This window comes from Nocardiopsis sp. NPDC006139 (assembly GCF_040614155.1).
Classification (GTDB): domain Bacteria; phylum Actinomycetota; class Actinomycetes; order Streptosporangiales; family Streptosporangiaceae; genus Nocardiopsis; species Nocardiopsis changdeensis.
This window is the reverse complement of record NZ_JBEXTT010000013.1, coordinates 122,245-143,893: the sequence shown is the minus strand read 5'-3', so window position 1 is coordinate 143,893 and position 21,649 is coordinate 122,245. Positions and strand designations below refer to the sequence as shown.

18 protein-coding genes are annotated in these 21,649 nt (G+C 75.0%); 13 read left to right on the top strand and 5 right to left on the bottom strand.

The features are described from left to right. The first annotated feature begins 79 nt into the window (after positions 1 to 79). Positions 80 to 1,006, top strand: coding sequence for a sucrase ferredoxin (locus tag ABZ249_RS19045; protein ID WP_355264439.1), 927 nt, complete (start codon positions 80 to 82; stop codon positions 1,004 to 1,006). A 15-nt stretch (positions 1,007 to 1,021) separates the two neighbouring features. On the opposite strand, the gene ABZ249_RS19040 is transcribed toward ABZ249_RS19045, so the two are convergent. Further along, positions 1,022 to 1,507: a MarR family transcriptional regulator gene (locus ABZ249_RS19040; protein WP_355264436.1), complete on the bottom strand. Its 486-nt coding sequence runs from the start codon at positions 1,505 to 1,507 to the stop codon at positions 1,022 to 1,024. 124 nt (positions 1,508 to 1,631) lie between these two features. Here ABZ249_RS19040 and ABZ249_RS19035 point away from each other — a divergent pair, with 124 nt between their 5' ends. Continuing rightward, a complete protein-coding gene (locus tag ABZ249_RS19035) occupies positions 1,632 to 2,840 on the top strand; it encodes an FAD-dependent monooxygenase (protein WP_355264433.1) in 1,209 nt (402 codons plus the stop codon). Between the two features lie 7 nt (positions 2,841 to 2,847). Here the strand turns inward: ABZ249_RS19035 and ABZ249_RS19030 are convergent, their stop codons facing one another. Continuing rightward, entirely contained in the window at positions 2,848 to 4,713 is a 1,866-nt protein-coding gene (locus tag ABZ249_RS19030) for a serine/threonine-protein kinase (protein ID WP_355264430.1), read from the bottom strand. Between the two features lie 283 nt (positions 4,714 to 4,996). On the opposite strand from ABZ249_RS19030, the gene ABZ249_RS19025 reads away from it, so the two are divergent. The 5 genes from ABZ249_RS19025 to ABZ249_RS19005 all read left to right on the top strand — a co-directional run bounded on the left by ABZ249_RS19025 (position 4,997) and on the right by ABZ249_RS19005 (position 10,389). After that, entirely contained in the window at positions 4,997 to 6,250 is a 1,254-nt protein-coding gene (locus ABZ249_RS19025) for a cytochrome P450 (RefSeq protein ID WP_355264427.1), read from the top strand. Positions 6,251 to 6,253: 3 nt separating this feature from the next. Continuing rightward, positions 6,254 to 7,411: an endo-1,4-beta-xylanase gene (locus ABZ249_RS19020; protein ID WP_355264424.1), complete on the top strand. Its 1,158-nt coding sequence runs from the start codon at positions 6,254 to 6,256 to the stop codon at positions 7,409 to 7,411. Between the two features lie 11 nt (positions 7,412 to 7,422). Next, a complete protein-coding gene (locus tag ABZ249_RS19015) occupies positions 7,423 to 8,337 on the top strand; it encodes an aminoglycoside phosphotransferase family protein (RefSeq protein WP_355264422.1) in 915 nt (304 codons plus the stop codon). Between the two features lie 104 nt (positions 8,338 to 8,441). Then, the gene (locus ABZ249_RS19010; RefSeq protein ID WP_355264419.1) at positions 8,442 to 9,410 is read left to right on the top strand and encodes an alpha/beta hydrolase fold domain-containing protein; all 969 of its coding nucleotides are present in this window, start codon (positions 8,442 to 8,444) and stop codon (positions 9,408 to 9,410) included. A 19-nt stretch (positions 9,411 to 9,429) separates the two neighbouring features. Further along, positions 9,430 to 10,389, top strand: a complete 960-nt coding sequence (locus ABZ249_RS19005; RefSeq protein WP_355264416.1) for a helix-turn-helix domain-containing protein — start codon at positions 9,430 to 9,432, stop codon at positions 10,387 to 10,389. Here ABZ249_RS19005 and ABZ249_RS19000 read toward each other — a convergent pair. After that, complete coding sequence (locus tag ABZ249_RS19000; RefSeq protein WP_355264413.1) at positions 10,357 to 11,325, bottom strand: AraC family transcriptional regulator; 969 nt, start codon at positions 11,323 to 11,325, stop codon at positions 10,357 to 10,359. The two genes, ABZ249_RS19005 and ABZ249_RS19000, sit on opposite strands and share 33 nt — an antisense overlap. Positions 11,326 to 11,399: 74 nt before the next feature. Here ABZ249_RS19000 and ABZ249_RS18995 point away from each other — a divergent pair, with 74 nt between their 5' ends. Then, the gene (locus ABZ249_RS18995) at positions 11,400 to 12,224 is read left to right on the top strand and encodes an NAD(P)H-binding protein (protein WP_355264410.1); all 825 of its coding nucleotides are present in this window, start codon (positions 11,400 to 11,402) and stop codon (positions 12,222 to 12,224) included. Here the strand turns inward: ABZ249_RS18995 and ABZ249_RS18990 are convergent. Together ABZ249_RS18990 and ABZ249_RS18985 are read right to left on the bottom strand one after the other, a co-directional pair. Further along, positions 12,208 to 12,909, bottom strand: a complete 702-nt coding sequence (locus tag ABZ249_RS18990; RefSeq protein WP_355264407.1) for a pentapeptide repeat-containing protein — start codon at positions 12,907 to 12,909, stop codon at positions 12,208 to 12,210. The two genes, ABZ249_RS18995 and ABZ249_RS18990, sit on opposite strands and share 17 nt — an antisense overlap. A 48-nt stretch (positions 12,910 to 12,957) precedes the next feature. Beyond that, positions 12,958 to 14,526 (bottom strand): PucR family transcriptional regulator ligand-binding domain-containing protein, encoded by a 1,569-nt coding sequence (locus tag ABZ249_RS18985; protein WP_355264404.1) that lies wholly within the window; start codon positions 14,524 to 14,526, stop codon positions 12,958 to 12,960. A 224-nt stretch (positions 14,527 to 14,750) separates the two neighbouring features. Here ABZ249_RS18985 and ABZ249_RS18980 point away from each other — a divergent pair, with 224 nt between their 5' ends. The 5 genes from ABZ249_RS18980 to ABZ249_RS18960 all read left to right on the top strand — a co-directional run bounded on the left by ABZ249_RS18980 (position 14,751) and on the right by ABZ249_RS18960 (position 21,562). Next, entirely contained in the window at positions 14,751 to 15,623 is an 873-nt protein-coding gene (locus ABZ249_RS18980; RefSeq protein ID WP_355264401.1) for a xanthine dehydrogenase family protein subunit M, read from the top strand. After that, complete coding sequence (locus tag ABZ249_RS18975; protein ID WP_220561337.1) at positions 15,614 to 16,138, top strand: (2Fe-2S)-binding protein; 525 nt, start codon at positions 15,614 to 15,616, stop codon at positions 16,136 to 16,138. The genes ABZ249_RS18980 and ABZ249_RS18975 overlap by 10 nt, the downstream gene beginning before the upstream one ends. Further along, positions 16,135 to 17,505: an 8-oxoguanine deaminase gene (locus tag ABZ249_RS18970; protein WP_355264398.1), complete on the top strand. Its 1,371-nt coding sequence runs from the start codon at positions 16,135 to 16,137 to the stop codon at positions 17,503 to 17,505. Before ABZ249_RS18975 ends, ABZ249_RS18970 begins: the two co-directional genes overlap by 4 nt. Next, entirely contained in the window at positions 17,505 to 19,904 is a 2,400-nt protein-coding gene (gene pucD, locus ABZ249_RS18965; protein ID WP_355264395.1) for a xanthine dehydrogenase subunit D, read from the top strand. Before ABZ249_RS18970 ends, pucD begins: the two co-directional genes overlap by 1 nt. Before the next feature lie 218 nt (positions 19,905 to 20,122). Beyond that, positions 20,123 to 21,562: an NCS2 family permease gene (locus ABZ249_RS18960; protein ID WP_355264393.1), complete on the top strand. Its 1,440-nt coding sequence runs from the start codon at positions 20,123 to 20,125 to the stop codon at positions 21,560 to 21,562. Positions 21,563 to 21,649 lie beyond the last annotated feature (87 nt).

Below are 21,649 nucleotides of genomic sequence, written 5' to 3'. Positions count from 1 at the left end.
GGCGCGCACAGGTGTCCGGGCACGCCCCGGGCACCCCGCGCTCCCGTGTGCCCGTTCCCGCCCCCGATTGGACCGACCCGTGCGCCTACCCACCGCCCCGGACGGCAGCCGGGGCTGCTCGGCCCTGGCCCGCTACACCGGCGAGCAGATCGCCGGAACGGCCGGACGCACCGTCGGATGGCTGCTCATCGAGCACCCCGGCCCCTGGCGCCACCCCGCCTTCACCAGCCCCGGGCTGGACGGGGGCGTCGTCTCCGCCCTGGCCGCGCGGATCGCCGGCCACGACGTCAGGCCCCAGCTCATCAAGCGCCCCGGCGCCGCGCGCGACGCCGGCGGGCCGCGCCGCGCCTACCTGGCCCACGTCAGCCGCACCTCCCCCTGGGTGCGGCGGGTCGACTTCACCGACCAGGCCGAGCTGCTGGACATCGACGTCACCGCCGCCGAACGCCCCGCACCGCCGGACTTCGGCACCCCCGTCGACCACACGCTGTACCTGGTCTGCACCCACGCCAAGAAGGACCCCTGCTGCGCCGTCCTGGGCCGCCCGGTGGCCGCCGCCCTGGCCGACACCGACGCCGAGGTCTGGGAGACCACCCACGTGGGCGGCGACCGGTTCGCCGCCAACCTGGTCGCCCTGCCCCAGGGCGCCTATTTCGGCCGCCTGGACCCCGTCTCGGCCGTGCACACCGTCACCTCGCTGGAGAAGGGGCTGCTGGTCCCCGACAACTTCCGCGGCCGGTGCAGCGACTCCTCCGCCGTCCAGGCGGCCGAGGCGGCGCTGCGCATGCGCCTGGGCACCGTCGGCACGGACGAGATCACCCACCTGGGCGAGGAGGAGGCCCCCGGCGGCGTCCGCGTCACCCTGGGCCACGACCGCGGCCTGTACACGGTCGCCGTCGCCCGCGAGGAGGGCGCGGCCTGCCCCGCCACCTGCTCGGCGGCCGAGCCCAGCCGCCCGGTCCACCACCGCGTCACCGAGATCGAGGGCCTGCCCGCCCACGCCTGACCGCGCGGGGCGGCGCTATCCGCCCGCGGTCTCCCCCGCCGGCTCCGCGCCCCCGGCGACCTCGGCGGTGGCGCGGGTCTGGGCGGCCGCGGCCCGGGTCAGGTACCCGGCGATGAGGGCGAGCTGGTCGGCGTCGTAGTCGGCGTGGACCTCGCCGAGCTCGCGCATGAGGGGTCCGAACACCTCGGCGGCGCGCTCGGCCGGGACGCCGGTGAGGGTGACCACGACCCGGCGGCGGTCGCTCTCGTCCCGGCCGCGCGTGATCATGCCGCGGCGCTGGAGCCGGTCCAGGACGCCGGTGACCGAGGCGGGGGCCAGCCCGGAGTGGCGGACCAGCTCGCCCGCGGTGCAGGGGCCGTGCCGCTCCAGCAGGTCCATCATCTTCCAGTCGCTGGGACCGATGCCCAGGCGCTCGCCCACCGCGGTGTGGAACATCACCGCCGCGGCCGAGAGCACGCGCCCGGCCTCCTCGACCTCGCGCAGCGCCCTGTCCCGATCCATGCCTTCTCCGTTCCGCCGGTCTTCTCGCACGCTCGCGGGGCACCGCGCCCTTGACCGCGGCGACCCCTCCGAATATATTTCGTTCGATCGAACGAAATAATATCGCCCCTTCCAGGAGACCATCATGCGCGTACTCGTCAGCGGCGGCGGCATCGGCGGCCCCGCACTGGCGCTGGCCCTGCACCGGGCCGGCATCGACGTCCGGACCTTCGAGGCCCACCCCGGCCCCGCCGCCGGCCTGGGCTCCCACCTGGGCCTGGCCCCCAACGGGCTCGCCGTCCTGCACGCCCTGGGCGCGGGCGAGGACGTCATCGCCCACTCCGCCTTCCCCAGCGACACCATCGAGTTCACCAACGGCCGCGGCCGCGTCCTGGGCCGCCTCCGCGACGGCTCCGCCGAACACGGAGACCACCTGCGCACCCGCACCATCACCCGCGGCCGCCTCCAGACCGTCCTGGCCGAGGCCGCCGCCCGGGCCGGGGTCCCCGTCGCCTACGGCAGGCGGCTGGTCTCCCACACCGACCACGGCGACCACGTCACCGTCTCCTTCGCCGACGGCGGCACCGCCCGGGGCGACGTCCTCATCGGCGCCGACGGCATCCACTCCCCCGTCCGCTGCACCATGGACCCCGCCGCACCCGGCCCCGCCTACACCGGGCTGCTCAACATGGGCGGCTCCCTGCCCGCGCACCTGCTGCCCGCCACCCCCGCGGGCACCACCCGCATGGTCTTCGGCCGCCGCGCCTTCCTCGGCTACCAGACCGGGGAGGAGACCGCCCTGTGGTTCGTCAACCTGCCCCACCCGGACGTCGGGCCCGACACCCCCGCGCCCGCGGGCGGCTGGCAGCGGTACGTCCTGGACCGGTTCTCCGGCGACGCCCCCTACATCGCCGCCGCCCTCGCCCACGCCGACCCCGCCGCGTTCACCCCGACGGGCATCCACGACATCGCCTCGCTGCCCCGCTGGAGCAGGGGCCGCGTCGGCCTGCTCGGCGACGCCGCCCACGCCATGGCCCCCTCCAGCGGGCAGGGCGCCTCCCAGGCCCTGGAGGACGCCCTGGTCCTGGCCTCCTGCCTGCGCGACATCGACGACCCCGCACGGGCCCTGGCCACCTACGAGCACCTGCGCCGCGACCGCGTCGAACGCGTCGTGGCCCTGGGGCGGCGCCAGGGCTCTCCCAAACTCGCCGGGAACGCCGTCAGCGCGTTCCTGCGCGACCTCGCCCTGCCCCTGGTGTTCAGGGCCGTCGCCCGCACCGACCCGCACCGCGAGGTGTTCTCCCACCGCATCGACCCCGACCGGCCGGTCCGGCCCGCCGGGGTCGTCCGGTGAACGCCGCTCAGCCCCAGAAGCCGAAGCTGTACAGCAGCCCGTTGGTCGCCGCCATCACGCCCAGCGCCAGCACCGCGCCGGTCACGAACGAGGTCCGCAGCGATCGCACCAGGAACTCCAGCGACACCAGGTTGTTGAGGATGAAGTAGCCCAGCATCGTCGCGTGCCAGAACCCGTCCATCGACAGGGGCTCGAACACGAAGACCGAGCCGTTCCACACGTTGGTCTCGGTGGTGAACCACTCCCACGCCAGCGCCGCACCGTACCCCAGCGGGATCTGGATGAACGGCAGGATCAGCAGCGGCAGCAGCTTGGCGAAGCTCCACAGGCTCGGCCGTCCCGCCTCGCGGGCCTCGGCCTGCGCCCGGCGCGCCGCCTCCTGCTCGGCGCGCACCCGCTCGCGGTGGGCCCGGTCCGCCTCCTGGCGGCGCCGGTGCTCCACCTGCTCCTCGTGGCGGCGCCGCTGCTGGGCCGCGTACTCCTCCTGGCGGCGGCGCTCCTGCTCCTGGCGCTCCTGCTGGGCGCGCAGCTGCTCCTGGTGGCGCTCGTACTCCCGGCGGCGCAGCTCCTCGGCGTCGGCCCCGGGCGCCCCGCGCCGCCCCCCGTACAGGTCGGCGTAGGGGTCGTTCGGAGCGGACGCCCCCGGGCCGTACCCCTGGTCCTGGGCGGGCATCCGCCGGGTGGAGTCGTGCCCCTGCCCGGCACCGTACGGCTGCGCCTGCTGCGTCGCGTCGTAGCCCTGGGCCTGCCCCGCGCCGTACTGCTGCGTGGGCGCATACCCCTGCCCCTGGCCCTGTCCCAGGACCGAGGTCGCCCCCTGGTCCTGGGCCGCGGGAGGCGTCACCCGCGTGGCCGCGTCGTCGCCCCACGCCCCGGCCGCCGCCCCCGCGGCACCGCCGGCCACCGCGCCGGCGGCGCCCCCGGCGGCCGCCGCGCCCCACACCCGCGTCGGGTCCGCGGAGCCCTCGCCGCGGCCGTGGGCGCCGGTCGGCTCCGCCGACGACAGCGCCCGGTTGACGGTCGCCACCTGCTCCTGCACGCCCGCCATCACCGCGGGCGGCAGCCACGCGGCCCCGGCGGGCACCTCGCCCAGGTAGTCCAGGATCTCGCCCGGAGTGGGGCGGCCCCGCACGTCCTTGCTCAGGCAGGCCGCCACCAGGTGCCGCAGCGACTCCGGCACCCGCGACAGGTCGGGCTCGCTGCTGATGATCCGCATGACCATCGTCGGCATCGCCCCCTCGCCGAAGGGGCCCGTGCCCCCGGCCGCGTACGCCAGCACCGCACCGTAGGCGAACAGGTCGCTGGCGGGGGTCAGCGTCTCCCCCTGCACCTGCTCAGGGCTCATGAACCCCGGCGTGCCGATGATCGACTGCGTCGCCGCCGTCCCGTCCGTGGCCCGCGCGATCCCGAAGTCGATCACCCGCGGCCCGTCCTCGGCCAGCAGCACGTTGCCGGGCTTGAGGTCCCGGTGGATCAGCCCGACCCGGTGGATCTCCGCCAGCGCCTCGGCCAGGCCGGCCGCCAGCACCCGCACCGTCGGCTCGGGCAGCGGGCCGTGGGCCGCCACCGCGTCGTCCAGCGGCAGGGAGGGGACGTAGGAGGTGACCAGCCACGGCACCTCGTCCTCGGGGCCCGCGTCGATCACCGGCGCCGTGAACGCGCCGCTCACCTGGCGGGCCGCGTTCACCTCACGGGCGAACCGCTCCCGGAACGCGGCGTCGGTCGCCATGTGCGGGTGGATCCGCTTGATCGCCACGGCCCGCCCGCCCGCGGACCGGCCCAAGAACACCTGGCCCATACCGCCCGCCCCCAGGCGTGCGATCAACCGGTACCGGCCGATGCGATCGGGATCGGTGCTCTCAAGGGGACCCAACGTCCTCAGTCCTTCCGCATTCGCCGAGTCTGGTCGCGCCTCGTACACCACACGTGCACCAGACCCCAGCGATCGTAGCCAACCCGGCGGGCCCCGCGGACCCGCGGCGCCCCGCACCGTCGGACGCGCCGCACCGCACCTGCGGTCCTCTCCCCCCGCGGTGCGCCGACAACGCCCCACCGCCCCCGGGAGTTCCCCCCTGGCCTGCATCGGCCAACTCGCCCCGGGCCGCAGCGCCCCCGCACCCGGCCCGCCTAGGGTCGTAGCGTCGAGAGGAGCGCCCATGCAGGTCCTGAACTCCCTGCGGACCGACGCCCGCCTGCGCATGTTCCAGGCGATGACCTGGGCCGCCGCCCAGCGGGGGGACCACGCCTCCCGCCTGATGCACCACCCCTGGCGCGCGAACCCCTACCCCACCCACCGGCGCCTGCGGGCCCAGGGGGCCCTCGTCCGCAGCCGGTTCGGGTTCCGCACCGCCACCTCCCACGCCCTCGTCCAGGGCATCCTGCGCGACCGCTCCCTGGGCGTGCGCCCGGAGGGCCCCATGGCCGAACCGACCGGCGTGGACCTGATCGACCTCTCCTTCCTCACCCGCAACCCGCCCGAGCACACCCGGCTGCGGGCCCTGGCCCGGCCCGCGTTCACGCCGCGCATGATGGAGCGGTACGCCGTCGAGATCGAGAAGATCACCCACGACCTGCTGGACCGGGCCCTGGCCAAGGGGAGCTTCGACCTCATGGCCGACTTCGCCCAGCCGCTGCCCATCGCGGTCATCACCCGGCTGCTGGGCGTGCCCGACGACGACCACGCCGCGTTCGTGGAGATCGGCGCGGCCATCGGGTCGTCCCTGGACGGGCCCCGCTCCGCCCGCCACCTGCGCCGCATCCAGGACGCCTCGGACCGCCTGGACACCCTGTTCGACCACCTGATGCGGCTGCGCCGGGCCGACCCGCGCGAGGACGTCGTCTCCTCCCTGACCGCCGCCACCGACGCCGGGGAGATCACCCCCCGGGAGATGGCCGCGATGTGCCGGCTGCTGCTCGTCGCCGGGTTCGAGACCACCGTCAACCTCATCGGCAACGGCACGGCCGCCCTGCTGCGCCACCGCGACCAGTGGGACCGGCTCACCGCCGACCCCGGCCTGGCCGGGAACGCCGTCGAGGAGGTCCTGCGCTACGACCCGCCGGTGCAGATGACGTCCCGCTGGGTGAACCGGGACACGTCCATAATGGGACACGAGCTGCGCCGGGGGAGCTACATCCTGTGCTCCATCGGGGCCGCGGGCCGCGATCCCGACCGCTTCACCGACCCCGACCGGTTCGACATCACCCGTACCGACGCATCCGACCACCTCGCCTTCTCCGGCGGCATCCACTACTGCCTGGGGGCGCCGCTGGCACGGCTGGAAGGGCGCATCGCCCTGCACGCCCTGGCCACCAGGGCACCGCACCTGCGCCCCGCCGGCCGGCCCGTCCACCGGCCCACCACGACCCTGCGCGGCCTGGCCGCCTTCCCCGTCACCACGGGAGAGGGGTGAGGGGTGACCGGGCACCGCACCACCGGGCACGGCAGGCCCGCGCCCGTCAACGGAAAGGGGGTGCTGTTGACCGCCGCCGCCCTGTGCGCCGTCGTCCTCACGGTCACCGGCGTCCTCGTCGCCGTCCTGCCCGAACCGGAGCAGGAGGGCCACCTGCTACCCGGGCTCGCCCGCGCCCGGGGCATCGACCTGGGCGTCGCGGTGGCCGTCGACCCCCTCGCCCACGACCGCCGCTACCGGGGCATCGTCGAGGACCACTACACCTCGGTCACCGCCGAGAACACCATGAAGTGGGAGCACGTCCAGCCCGAACGGGGCGAGTTCGACTGGAGCGGCCCCGACGCCGTCGTCGACTTCGCCGCCGAGAACGGCCTCAACGTGCGCGGCCACACCATGCTCTGGCACAACCAGCAGCCCGACTGGCTCGCCGGCGGCGACTGGGACGCCGAGAGCCTGAGCGCGGTCGTCCACGAGCACGTCACCACCGTCATGGAGCGCTACCGCGGCCGCGTCTCCGCCTGGGACGTCATCAACGAGCCCCTGGAGGACGGCGGCCCGGACATGCGCCGCAACCTCTGGTACGAGGTCCTGGGCCCCGACTACATCGCCCAGACCCTCTACAGCGCCCACGCCGCCGACCCCGACGCCGAGCTCTACATCAACGAGTTCGGCATCGAGACCGCCGGCCCCAAGGCCGACGCCCTCTACGCCCTGGTGTCGGACCTGGTCGAGCGCGGGGTCCCGCTGCACGGCATCGGCTTCCAGTCCCACTTCGTGCACGGCGACGTGTCCGAGGACCTCGCCGACCAGATGCGCCGCTACACCGACCTGGGCCTGGAGGTCGCCGTCACCGAACTGGACGTGCGCATCCCCGAGCCCGTCACCGACGAGGACCTGCGGGAGCAGCGCGGCGAGTACCGCGACGTCCTGGCCGCCTGCCTGGAGGTCGAGGGCTGCGTCAACGTGACCGTCTGGGGCGTCACCGACGCCCACTCCTGGATCCCCGAATGGTTCCCCGGCACCGACGCCGCCCTGCCCTTCGACACCGCCTACCGGCCCAAGCCCGCCCTGTCGGGCATGGTCGACGCCCTCTCCCGGCGCGGCGGCCGCCGGCCGGCACCGGCCGGGAACCCCGGTCGGCGCACCCGCCCCACCCGCTAGGCTGCGGCACCATGACCGTCCGTGTGCCCGCCCGCGTCGCCGCCGCCCTCACCCGCTTCTGCGGGCCCGACTGGGTGGCCGACCTGCCCCGCCGGGCCTCCGAGCGCCTGGACGCCTGGGGCCTCGCCCCCGCCGGCGACCCCCTGCACGGCGCCGTCTCCCTGGTCCTGCCCGTCACCACCGCCGACGGCCGCCCGGCCATGCTCAAGATCCAGCCCGTCGACGCCGAGACCCGCGGCGAACCCGACGCGCTGCGCGCCTGGGACGGCGACGGCTGCGTCCGCCTCCTCGACCACGACCCCGGTAGCGGCGACCTGCTCCTGGAGGCCCTGGACCCCGGCCGCGACCTGGACTCCACCATCGACGCCCACGGGATCGACCGGGCCCTGGAGACCATCGCCGGACTGCTCACCACCCTCAACGCCCGCCCCGGGCCGCCCGGCCTGCGCCGCCTGGGCCCCATGACCGAACGCCTCGTCGCCCGCGCCCGCCGCCTGCGGGCCGCCGCCGACCCGCCCGGCGACCTGGACGCCGCCCTGGACCGGTGGGCGGGTGTGGCCGCCGCCGTCGCCCCCGAGGCCGGGGACCGCCTGCTGCACTGGGACCTGCACTACCAGAACGTCCTGGCCCCGCTCCCGGGCACCGGCCGCGGCCCCTGGCTGGCCATCGACCCCAAGCCCCTGGCCGGCGACCCGGGCTACGAGCTGCTGCCCGCCCTGTGGAACCGCTTCCCGTCCGGCCCCGGGACCGAGCGCCTGCTGCGCCGCCGCTTCGACCTGCTCACCGACGCCACCGGCGCCGACCGGGAGCGGGCCCGCGCCTGGACCCTGGTCCGCGTCCTGGAGAACACCGTCTGGTCCCTGGAGGAGGGCGACACCGCCCGCCCCGCGCAGATGCTCGCCCTGGCCCGCGCCCTGGGGTCCTGACCCCGCCACGCGGCGGGCACCACCCCGCCGCACGCCGCTACCGCCCCGCCCGGCGGCGTCCGCACAATGGGGTCCCGCGCACCGACACCGACGGGAGACCTCCGTTGACCACACCTCCTCCACCGCCCTTCGACCCCGAGCTCTCCGCCGCCCTGGCCCTGATCGGCGACCAGATCACCCCCTCCATCACCCCCGACCTCATCGACGCCGTCCGGACCGCCCGCGCCGGCCTGCCGGTCGAGGGCGACTTCGCCCACGGCGGCGACTTCACCGAGCACGCCCTCACCTTCCCGGGCCGCGACGGCGCCGACGTCCCCCTGCTGCTGTGGCGTCCCACCTGGACCACCGCCCCCACCGGGCTGCTGTACTGGATCCACGGCGGCGGCATGATCCTGGGCACCCACCGCGGCCCCGAGATCCCCGACCTGCTCGCCACCGCCCGCGAACTGGGCCTGGCGGTGGCCTCCGTCGGCTACCGGCTCGCCCCCGAGCACCCCCACCCCACCCCCGTGGAGGACTGCTACGCCGGGCTGGCCCACCTCACCGCCGACGCCGCCGCCCACGGCCTGGACACCGCCCGGGTCGTGGTGGGCGGGGCCAGCGCCGGCGGCGGCCTGGCCGCCGCCACCGCCCTGCTGGCCCGCGACCGCGGCGGCCCCGCCCTGGCCGCGCAGCTGCTGATCTACCCGATGCTCGACGATCGCAACGACAGCGTCTCCGCCCACCAGATGGCGGGCCTGGGCGTGTGGGACCGCACCTCCAACGACACCGGCTGGAACGCCCTGCTGGGCGGGACCGCGGGCGGGCCCGACACCTCCCCCTACGCCGCCCCCGCCCGCGCCGCCGACCTGTCGGGGCTGCCCCCGGCGTTCCTGGACGTGGGCTCGGCCGAGACCTTCCGCGACGAGGTCGTCGACTACGCCGCCCGCATCTGGCGGGCGGGCGGCGTCGCCGAGCTCCACGTGTGGCCCGGCGCCTTCCACGGCTTCGACTCCTTCGCCCCGCACGCCGCCCTGTCCCGCCAGGCCACGGCCGCGCGCCTTCCCTGGCTGCGCCGCACCCTCGGCGTGTGAGGCAGGGCACACTGGTTCCATGAGGGAACTGCTGGGCCGCATCAGCGCACTGGACCCCCAGGCCGGGGACGCCGTCAAGGTCATCGCCTACTTCGACCGGCTGCACGGCACCGGCCTGGAACCCCTGGTGCGCGGTGCGGCCGCCCTGGCCGGGCACCCCGCCGCGCTCACGGACCCGGCCCGCGCCCTGTCCCTGCGCGCCCTGCCCGACGGCCGCCTCACCCGCGCCCCGCAGCCGCCCCCGGACCCGTCCTGGCCGACCGCCACCGCGGGGACCGCCCTGCTGTGGCTGGAGGTGCCCGGCCCCGCCGGACCGGTCCTGGACATGGTGCTGGAGCGGGCCGCGGTCGCCGTCCTGGACCACCTGGACCGCTCCCCGGCCCCCGCCCTCCCCCTGGCGGCGGTGCTCACCGACCCCGCCCGCGGCGAGGACGAGCGCCTGGCCGCGGCCCGCCGCGCGGGGATCGGGCCCGCCGCCCGCCGCGCGGTCCTGGCCCCCCGCCGGGGCCCGGTGCGCCTGCTCGCCCCCGGCGAGGACCCCGGCACCGCCCGCGCCGGGCTGGGCCCGGCCGTACCGGTCGCCGACCTGCCCGCGTCCCTGGCCGACGCGCGCCGCGCCCTGCGCTTCACCGCCGCCGGGTCGGGCGCCGACCCCGGCCCCCGCCTCGTCCGCGCCGAACACCTGGGCGCCCTGCTGCCCCTGGCCGACACCGTCGCCCCCGGCGACGCGCCCCCGCCCGACGTGACCGCCCTGGAGCGGCTGGCCCGCACCTCCACCGCCCTGATCGCCCTGGCCGACGCGCTGGCGACCGCGTCCAGCGTGCGCGCGGCCGCCACGGCGCTGGGCGTGCACCACTCCACCGCCCAGCAGGGCCTGGAACGCCTCGAACGCCTCCTGGGCTGGAGCGTGCGCACCGTCCCGGGGAGGCTGCGCCTCCAGGTGGCCCTACACGTGCGCCGCCTCCACCTGCCCGACTGACCCCCGCACGCCCCGGCGGTGGTCGGTCGGCGACACCCCGCGCACCCGCTTGAACGCGGCGCTGAACGCGAACGCGTCCGCGTAGCCCACCCTGCGGGCGATCGCCCCCACCGTCTCGGCGGTGTCGCGCAGCAGGTCCGCGGCCAGGGTCATCCGCCACTCGGCCAGGTACGCCATCGGCGGCACCCCCACCAGCGCCGTGAAGTCCCGGGCCAGCGTCGCCCGCGACACCCCGCACACCTCGGCCAGCCCCGCCACCGTCCACGCCGCGTCGGGCCGGTTGTGCACCGCCCGCAGCGCCGCCCCCACCACCGGGTCGGCCAGCGCCGTGTACCAGGCGGGCGGGTCGGCCTCGGGCCGGTCGAACCAGGTCCGCAGGGTCGAGACCAGCGCCAGGTCCAGCAGCCGGTCCAGCACCACCTGCTGGCCCGGCACCTGGCAGTCCACCTCGTTGAGGATCATCTGCGTGAGCGGGTCGTGGCAGGCGTCGGCGGGCACCACCAGCACCTCCGGCAGCGCCGACAGCAGCCGCCGCCCCACCTCCCCGGTGACGTCGTAGCTCCCGCACAGCATCAGGTCCGGGGCGTCCAGGGAGTGCCCGTAGGTGCGCAGTCCCAGCACCACGTCCTCGTCGAGGCTCAGCCCGTCCGGGCCCACGCACCCCGTTCCCGACAGGACGGCGCCGGTGGCGGCGGCGTCGGCCGGGTGCGCCACGGTGTGCACGGCCGGGCCGCGCAGCACCGCGATGTCCCCCGGGGCCAGGGCGACGGGGTCACCGCTCTCGGGGACGATCCAGGACCGGCCCCGCACCATGGTGATCAGCGACAGCGGCAGGGAGTGGTCGAAGCACACCGACCAGGGCGGCTCCATCAGGGAACGGCTGAACAGGGCCCCGCGGGCCCGGACCCCGTCGAGGAGGTCGGAGAGTGCGTCCATGCCGTAGACGATCGCACATGCCGGTGAGTTTTCAACCCATGGATCGTCTCAGCCGCAGGTGATGGACTTCTGCCATGACGAACACCGACCCCATCCTGGTCATCGGCGGCACCGGCACCACCGGTCGCCGCGTCGCCCGCCTGCTCGCCGAGCGGGGCCGCGCCGCGCGCGTCGCCTCGCGCAGCGCAGCCCACCGCTTCGACTGGACCGACCCCGCCACCTGGGACGCCGCCCTGAAGGGGGTGCGCACCGCCTACGTCGTCCCCAACGACGCCGACCCGCGCACCCCCGACCTCATCGACGCCGCCCGTGCCCTCGGCCTGGAGCGCCTGGTCCTGCTCTCGGCCCGCGGCAACGACGACCCCGAGTACTACACCGACCGCCCCAACCTCGACAACGGCCACATGCAGGGCGAGAAGGCCCTGGCCGGCAGCGGCCTGGAGTGGACCGTGCTGCGCCCCACCTGGTTCGCCCAGAACTTCACCGACGGCTTCTTCACCCCCATGGTGGAGGCCGGGGACCTGCGGCTGCCCGTCCACGGCGCCGCCTGCCCCTACGTCGACGCCGACGACATCGCCGAGGTCGCCGTCGCCGCCCTCACCGGCGACGGGCACCAGGGCCGCACCTACGAGATGTCCGGCCCCCGCCCGCTCACCCTGGGAGAGGTCGCCGAGGCCTTCACCGCCGCCGGAACGCCGGTGGCCCACACCCCCGTCACCGAGGAGGAGTTCATCGCCGAACGGGTCGCCGCCGGAATCCCCGAGGAGGTGGCCCTGATCTGGGCCGACGTCATGGGACCGCTGGCCCGCGGGCGCGAGGCCCACCTGTCCACCGGGGTGGAGGACGCCCTGGGCCGCCCGCCCCGCTCCCTGGAGGACACCCTCAGTCGGCGAGGGTGATCCCCAGCGCTCCCAGCAGCAGGCGCGCCTGCGCGGGGCCGATCATCGCCCCGCGCAGGTACTGCGCCTGCTCCACCGTGAACTCGCCCAGGTCGGCGCCGCGCAGGTCCGCGCCCGCCAGCCTCGCCCCGACCAGCGAGGCCCCGCGCAGCCGCGAGTCCACCCACACCGTCTCGCGCAGGTCCGCCGCCGACAGGTCCGCCTCGTCCAGGCGCAGCCCCTCCAGCACCCGGCCCCGCAGGTCGATGCCCTTGCACCGGGCCAGCATCAGGTTGCAGTGGTCGAACGCGTACCCCACCCCGCGCAGCGACGTCAGCCCCGCCCCCGTCATCCGGCACCCCGAGAACACCGCGTCGGTCAGCAGCGCCCCCTGCCACCGGGTGTTGGCCAGGTCCACCCGCTCGAACCGCGCCTCGGTGCACTCGGCCCCGCCGAACACCGCCCCCGCGGCCCCGCCGCCGACGAACCGGGCCCCCTCCAGCTCCGCGCCGTCCAGGCGCGCCCCGTCCAGCCGGCAGTCCCGCACCACCGCCTCGGCCAGGTCCACCCCGCGCAGGTCCGCCCCCGACAGGTCGCACCCCACCAGCTCCCGGGGCGCACCCCCCGCGCTCCCCCACTCCTCCCGCAGATCGGCCCCCGCCAGATCCGCGCCCTGCAACGACTCCCGAGAAACATCCGTGCCCATGGGCGCGCACCCTACCGTGCGCCGCCGACAGCGCGCCGCCGGAACCGCTCAGTCGCGCAGCTTCAGCGCCAGGAACAGGTCCACCCGGTGCTCCAGGTTGCTCAGGTCCCGGCCGGTCAGCTCCTCCACCCGGCCGATCCGGTACCGCAGCGTGTTCACGTGCACGTGCATCGCCGCCGCGCACCGCTGCCAGGACCCCGAGTGCTCCAGGAACCGCTCCAGCGTCTCCACCAGCTCCGACCGGTGGTCCCGGTCGTAGGCCACCAGCGGGCCCAGCAGCCGCTCCCGGTAGGAGCTCTGCACCTCCTCCGGCACCGACGCCAGCAGCAGCTCGTGGGAGTCGATCTCCGCCCCCGCGATCACCCGCCACCGGCCGCCCCGCAGCTCCGCCAGCCGCCGCGCGTGCCGGGCCTCCACCGCCGCGCCCCGCAGCTCCGGGACCCCGCGCGCCGCCGAGGACGACCCCAGCGCCAACCGGTGGTCCAGCAGGCCGCCCTCCAGCACCCGGGCCCCGGCCACCAGCACCGTGCGCACCCGCTCGGCCGCCTCCCGGGGGTCGCCGCCCGCGGGCACCGGGACCAGCGCCAGCGTGTCGCCGTCCCCGTCCCCGGTGACCACCGCGCCGGGCAGGTCGGCCACCAGCTCGGCCACCACGTGCCGGGGCAGCTCGCCCGCCCGCGGCGCGGGCAGCATCACGGCGCTGACCACCACGTGGTCCTCGCCCCCGCCCTGCGGAGTACCCCGCAGCAGCGCCGCCACCTCGTCGAACCGCTGCGCCGCCAGCAGCCGGGCCACCCCCTCCAGGTGCCGGGCCTCGGTGCTCCACCGGTCCTCCACCCGCCCCCGGGCCAGCACCGCCACCGACCCCAGCTCCGCGACCGTCTCGCGCTCCTCCTCCGACCACACCGCCTCGTCGCCGGCGCACACCAGCAGCCACCGCGACAGCGGATGCGACCGCGACGTGGCCACCTCCCGCACCGTCACGACCGCCTCCCCGGCCCCCGGCACCCGCGTGGTGTGCGGCAGCAGCGGCCACGCCAGGGCCCGGGCCGCCAGCCACTCCCGCTCGGCCGCGCCCAGCCCCGCGCCGTCGCCGGCCACCAGCCGGCCCGTCGGCGAGACCACCCACGCGCGCACCCCGACCTGCGCCGACGCCCGCGCGAACACCTCCGCGAAATCCGCGCCGGCGGCCACCTCCGCCACCGCCTGGCGCAACCGGTCCCGGTGCCGCGCCAGCCCCGCGAACCGGCGCCGGGTGTGCGAGCCCAGCACCTCCTCCGTCACCGCGCCGAACGACGTCTCCGGCGGAACCTCCACCAGCGGCATCCCCCGCCGCAGGCACGCCTGCACCAGGTCCTCGGGCACCGAGCCCAGCGCCGTCCCCGCCCCGATCGCCACGGCGCCTGCCGACTCCACCGACGCCACGAACCGGTCCGAGTCCCCGGGCCCCTCACGCCACATCATCCCCGTGAGCACCAGCTCGCCCCCGCGCAGATACCGCGCGGGCTCCAACAGGTCGGTGGTGTAGGCCCACCCCACCTCGCGGTCGGCCTCCTCCGCCCCCGCCAGGAAGCGCAGGTGCAGCCGCTCGACCGCGATCAAATCGCCAAGACGCATGAACGTCCCTCTTGAGTCCGTGTGTCGATGATGGTCCCCGAGACCTTACGGGAGTTCAGTGGTGGGGAAGTACGAACCCTCCCACGGGCACCACTTGGAGGAAACGACCAACGATAACCGTTCGTTCCGCCATCACTTCATGTCATCGCCGCCTGGAAGCGACGACACCGGAGTGCTGTACTTCACACAACCCACCGGTCAAGTCAACGCGAGGACCTTCACACATGCGATTCCTGAGCCCCTCCACCCTGCAGGAGGCGCTTGAGGCCAAGGCCGAGCACCCCGACGCCGTCCCGATCACCGGCGGCACCGACGTCATGGTCGAACTCAACTTCGACAAGCGCAGGCCCGACATCCTGCTCGACCTGACCCGCGTCGCCGAACTCTCCCGCTGGGAGACCGCCGGCGACGGCCACACGCGCCTGGGCGCCGCCGTCCCCTACAGCCGCATCATCGCCGAGCTGCCCGCCCTGGCACCGGGGCTGGCCAAGGCCTCCCGCACGGTCGCCTCACCGCAGATCCGCAACCGCGGCACCGTCGGCGGCAACCTCGGCGGCGCCTCCCCCGCCGGGGACGCCCTCCCGCCGCTGCTGGCCGCCGACGCCACCGTCGAACTCGCCTCCACCCGGGGCACCCGCCGTGTCAGGGCCCGCGACTTCTTCCTCTCGTTCCGCACCACCGCGCGCCGGGACGACGAACTGATCACCGCGATCCTGCTGCCCGCGCCCGCCGGGCCCCAGCACTTCGCCAAGATCGGCACCCGCAACGCCATGGTCATCGCCGTCACCTCCTTCGCCCTGGCCCTGGACACCGGCGCACGCACCGTCGGCACCGGCATCGGCTCCGCCGGCCCCACCCCGCTGCGCGCCGAGGCCGCCGAGGACTTCCTCGCCCAGGAGATCGACTGGGACTCCCCCGGGCCCCTGCCCGAGGCCACCGTCCGCCGCTTCGGCGAACTCGTCGCCGCCGCCGCACGCCCCATCGACGACCAGCGCGGCAGCGCCGCCTACCGGCGCCACGCCCTGTCCGTCATGGCCCGCCGCACCCTGACCTGGTCCATCACCGACTACCGCAAGGAAGCCGCCGCATGCGCGTGAACATCAACGTCAACGGCCAGGACGTCACCGCCGACGACGTCTGGCCCGGAGAGAGCCTCCTGTACGTCCTGCGCGAGCGCCTGGGACTGCCCGGCAGCAAGAACGCCTGCGAACAGGGCGAATGCGGCTCCTGCACCGTCTACCTCGACGACGTCACCGTCTGCTCGTGCATGGTCGCCGCAGGCCAGGCCGAAGGCCGCCGCGTCCGCACCGTCGAAGGCCTCGCCGACGGCGCCGGCAAGGGCGGCGACCGCCCCCTGAACACCGTGCAGCAGGCCTTCCTGGACGCCGGAGCCGTCCAGTGCGGCTTCTGCACCCCCGGCCTGCTCGTCCAGACCGACGACCTGCTCAACCGCACCGTCGACGCCGGCCGGCCCGCGCCCACCGACCCCGAGATCCGCGAAGCCCTCGCCGGCAACCTCTGCCGCTGCACCGGCTACGAGAAGATCCTCGACGCCGTCCACCTGGCCGCCGCACGCCGCGCCGGCACCGACACCGCCGGGAGCACCGCATGACCGACCACCGCTCCCTCGTCATCGAAGGCGCCCACATCGCCACCGTCGACGGCGCCGAACACCCCGACGGGCACATCATCGCCCGCGACGGCCTCATCACCGCCGTCGGCGACGGCCCCGCGCCCGCCCACCTGGTCCCCGACGACGCCACCCGCGTCGACGGCCGCGGCCACCTGGCCACCCCCGGCCTCGTCAACACCCACAACCACCTCTACCAGTGGGCCACCCAGGGCCTGTTCACCGACGGCACCCTCTTCGAATGGCTCGTCGGCTCCTACGAGATCTGGCACCGCCTCGACGCCCGGGTCGTCGCCGACACCACCACCGCCGGACTCGCCCACCTGGCCCTGTCCGGCTGCACCACCGCCTCCGACCACCACTACATCCACCCCGCGGGCCGCGGCGACATCGTCGACGCCCAGGTGCGGGCCGCCCTCGACGTGGGCGTGCGCCTGGACCTGGCCCGCGGCTCCATGGACCGCGGCCACAGCCAGGGCGGCCTGCCCCCGGACAGCGTCGTGGAGACCCTCGACGACGCCCTCCAGGGCACCGCCGACGCCATCGACGCCCACCACGACCCCTCGCCCGGGTCCATGACCCGCATCGCGGTCGCCCCCTGCTCGCCCTTCTCCGTCAGCCGCGACCTCATGGTCCAGGCCGCCCACCTGGCCCGCGACAAGGGCGTCCGCCTGCACACCCACCTCGCCGAGACCCTCGACGAGGAAGAGCAGTGCCGGGCCGAATTCGGCTGCACACCCGTCGAGTACGCCGAGAAGCTCGGCTGGCTCGGCCCCGACGTCTGGTTCGCCCACGCCGTCCACCTCTCCGACGACGCCATCGCCCGCATCGCCGCCACCGGCACCGGCGTCGCCCACTGCCCCACCTCCAACGCCCGGCTGGGCGCCGGCATCTGCCGCACCACCGAACTCCTCGCCGCCGGGGTCCCCGTCGGCCTGGGCGTGGACGGCCCCGCCTCCAGCGAACTCACCCCCCTGGCCGGGGAGATGCACCAGGCCCTGCTCATGGCCCGCGCCCGCAAGGGCCCCCAGGCCCTCTCCGCCCGCCAGGCCCTGCACATGGCCACCCTCGGCGGCGCCCGCGTCCTGGGCCGCGACGCCGAACTCGGCTCCCTGACCGTCGGCAAACTCGCCGACATCGCCCTGTGGCGCGTCGACGGCTTCGGCTACGACGTCATCGAGGACCCCGTCGTCGCCGCCGTCTTCGGCCCCACCCCGCCGCTGGCCCACCTGTGGGTCGGCGCCCGCCCCGTCGTCTCCGGCGGGGAACTCACCACCGTCACCCGCGAGGCCGCCGCCGCCCGCGGCCGCAACGCCCACGCGCGACTCACCCAGGAGGCGAACCGCTGATGCCGGCGACCACCGTCACCGATCTCACCAGCACCACCAGGGACGGCATCGGCGCCAGCCCGCCGCGCCCCGACGGCACCCTCAAGGTCACCGGGGAATTCGCCTACTCCTCCGACATGTGGATGGAGGACATGCTCTGGGGCGCCACCCTGCGCAGCCCCCACCCCCACGCCGAGATCCTCTCCATCGACATCACCGAGGCCCTCAAGGTCCCCGGCGTCGAGGCCGTCCTCACCCACGAGGACGTCCCCGGCACCAAGCGCTACGGCCTCGAATTCGAGGACCAGCCCGTCCTGGCCTACGGCAAGGTCCGCTACAAGGGCGAACCCGTCGCCATCGTCGCCGCCGACCACCCCGAGACGGCCCGCCGCGCCATGGAGCGCATCCGCGTCGACTACCGGGTCCTGGAACCCGTCACCGACCCGCGCCGCGCCGCCATGGACCCCCACTGCCCCCTGGTCCACGAACCCGGCACCGTCCCCGACCACCCCGAGTACAACCAGCGCGGCAACCGCCTGCGCCACCAGCCCATCCGCACCGGCGACTTCGCCCAGGGCGACCCCGACACCGCCCTGGAGGCCCTGCGCGCCCGCGCCGACGTCGTCGTCGCCGACGAGTACGAGGTCGGCATGCAGGACCAGGCCTTCCTCGGCCCCGAGTCCGGCATGGCCGTCCCCGCCGAGGACGGCGGCGTCGACCTCTACGTCGCCACCCAGTGGATCCACGTCGACCAGCGCCAGATCGCCCCCGCCCTCGCCCTGCCCCAGGACAAGGTCCGCATCACCCTGGCCGGCGTCGGCGGCGCCTTCGGAGCCCGCGAGGACCTGTCCATGCAGATCCACGCCTGCATGCTCGCCCTGCACACCGGCAAGCCCGTCAAGATCGTCTACAACCGCGAGGAGTCCTTCTACGGGCACGTCCACCGCCACCCCGCCAAGATGCGCTACGAGCACGGCGCCCTGGCCGACGGCACCCTGCTCTACGCCACCGCCGAGGTCATCGTCGACGGCGGGGCCTACGCCTCCGCCACCCCGGCCGTCGTCGGCGTCGCCTCCTCCCTGGGCCTGGGCCCCTACGAGATCCCCCACGCCCGCGTCGACGCCTACGGCGTCTACACCAACAACCCGCCCTGCGGCGCCATGCGCGGCTTCGGCGCCGTCCAGGCCTGCTTCGCCTACGAGTCCCAGATGGACCGCCTCGCCCAGGCCCTGGGCATGCACCCGGTCGACCTGCGCATCAAGAACTCCATGAGCCAGGGCTCGCGCATCATCACCGGCCAAGAGGTCGACATGCCCCTGCCCATGGCCGAGATGCTCGCCCGCGCCAAGGACCTGCCCCTGCCGCCCGCGCGCGACGCCCTGCCCGACCCCGCCGACCTGCGCACCCTGCCCGGCGGCGTCGCCGGCACCACCCACGGCGAAGGCGTCGTCCGCGGCATCGGCTACGGCGTCGGCCTCAAGAACCTCTGCTTCTCCGAGGGCTTCGACGACTACTCCACCGCACGCGTGCGCCTGGAGGTCGTCAACGGCGAACCCGTCGCCCTCGTCCACACCGCCGCCGCCGAGGTCGGCCAGGGCCTGGTCACGATCAAGGGCCAGATCGCCCGCACCGAACTGGGCGTGGAGAAGGTCGTCATCGCCCCCTCCGACACCGGCGTCGGCTCCGCCGGATCCTCCTCCGCCTCCCGCCAGACCTACATGACCGGCGGCGCCGTGCGCACCGCCTGCCTGGCCGTACGCGAGGAGCTCTACACCCTGGCCCGCGAACGCGGCCACATCCCGGCGGCCCTGGACGACGAGGACCTGTCCCTCACCGGCGGCAAGGTCGTCTCCCGCACCCTGGGAGCCCTGGTCTCGCTCACCGACCTGCTCGGCGACGGCACCGTCGTGGAGCAGACCCGCGAGTACCACCACCGGCCCACCGAGATGCTCGACCCCACCCTGGGGCAGGGCTCCTCCCACACCCAGTTCGGCATGTGCGTCCACCGCGCCGTCGTCGACGTCGACGTCGAACTCGGCCTGGTCAAGGTCATCGCCCTGGACGCCGTCCAGGACGTCGGCAAGATCATGCACCCGCTCCAGCTCATCGGCCAGATCCAGGGCGGCTCCACCCAGGGCCTGGGCCTGGCCCTCATGGAGGAGGTCCAGGTCGGCGACGGGCAGATCCGCAACCCGTCCTTCACCGACTACCTCATCCCCACCATCCTCGACACCCCGCCCATGCGCATCGAGGTCCTCGAACACCCCGACCCGCACTCGCCCTACGGCGTCCGCGGCGCCGGGGAACCGCCCACCCTGTCCTCCACGCCCGCCATCGTGGCCGCCGTCCGCGACGCCACCGGCAAGGCCCTGACCCACGCCCCCGTGCGGCCCGAGGACATCGTCGGCATCCCCCTGTAAGACCACCGGCGGTGCGGCGGCCACCCCGCCGCACCGCCCGACCTCCCTCACCCACCCGGTGAGCGGCCCACGGCGCACGCGCCCATCCGCGCACGCGCGCGCCACCGCCCTGGGCACGGGGCGACGACGCTCCCGCACGCCCACGGACGATCACTCTGCGTGATCATCCACTCTCATCAGGCGACCGAAGGCCGCCCCGTTTCCCTCCAGGAGGGGACATGACCACACGCGACAGCGCCAAGCGCCCGCAATCCACCCCCCACGAAGGTCGATCCTGGCTCGACCGCTACTTCTCCATCACCGCCCGCGGCTCCACCCCCGCACGCGAACTCCGCGGCGGACTCACCACCTTCATGGCGATGGCCTACATCATCGTCCTCAACCCCGTCATCCTGGGCGGCGCCACCGACATCAACGGCGACCACCTCGACCCCGCCCAGCTCACCACCATGACCGCCCTGTCCGCCGGGCTCGTCACCATCATGATGGGCGTGGTCGGACGCGCCCCCATCGCCTGCGCCGCCGCCCTCGGGGTGATGGCCGTCGTCGCCTACCAGGCCGCGCCCAACATGACCTGGCCCGAGGCCATGGGCCTGGTCGTCTGGCAGGGCCTCATCATCATCGCCATGGTCGTCACCGGCGTCCGCACCGCCGTCATGAACGCCCTGCCCCGCGACCTCAAGATCGCCATCGGCGTCGGCATCGGCCTCTTCGTCACCCTCATCGGCCTCAAGAACGCCGGCTTCGTCAGCCGCGGCGAGGGCGGAAGCCTCCTCCAGCTCGGCGCCGAGGCCGACGGCGGACACCTGCTGGGCTGGCCCGTCCTCATCTTCGTCATCGGCCTGACCCTGGCCTCGGCCCTGCTCGTCCGCGGCGTCCCCGGCGCCATCTTCTACGGCATCGTCGGCGCCACGGTCCTGGCCGTCGTCGTCCACTACGCCTTCGGGCTCGACGCCGCCCAGTGGGGCGGCGGCGCGCCCGAGCTCCCCGCCTCCCTGGTCGCCGTACCCGACTTCGGACTCCTCTTCCAGGTCGACCTCCTCGGCGCCTGGACCACCGCCGGCCCCACCACCGCCGGCGTCATCCTCTTCACCCTCGTCCTGGCCGGGTTCTTCGACGCCGTCGGCACCATCCTCGCCATCGGCGCCAAGGCCGGGATCACCGACGAGAACGGCGCCATGCCCCGCGTCAACCAGATCCTCGTCACCGACGGCACCGGCGCCGTCGTCGGCGGCCTGACCAGCTCCTCGGCCACCCTCGTCTTCGTCGAGTCCACGGCGGGCGTCGGCGAGGGGGCCCGCACGGGGCTGTCCAGCGTCGTCACCGGTGCCCTGTTCCTCACCGCGATCGTCTTCGCACCGGTCTTCTCCATCGTCCCCGCCCAGGCGGCCTCGGTCGCCATGGTGCTGGTGGGGGCGCTGATGATGACCCACGTCGCCGACATCGACTGGTCGGACATGGGCGTGGCCGTCCCCGCCTTCCTCACCATCGCGATGATGCCCTTCGCCTTCGACATCGCCGGCGGCATCGGCATCGGCATCATCGCCCACACCGTCCTGCGCACCGTCCAGGGACGCGTCCGCGACGTCGGCTGGCTCATGTGGATCCTCACCGGCGTCTTCGTCTTCGACTTCTCCATGCACGCACTCGGGCTCTGACGGGCCCGCCCCACCCGGAGACCGGTTCGCGCGGTATGCGGACCGGTCTCCCCCGTCGTCCGGAAAAAGCAAGGTGATTATCACCGG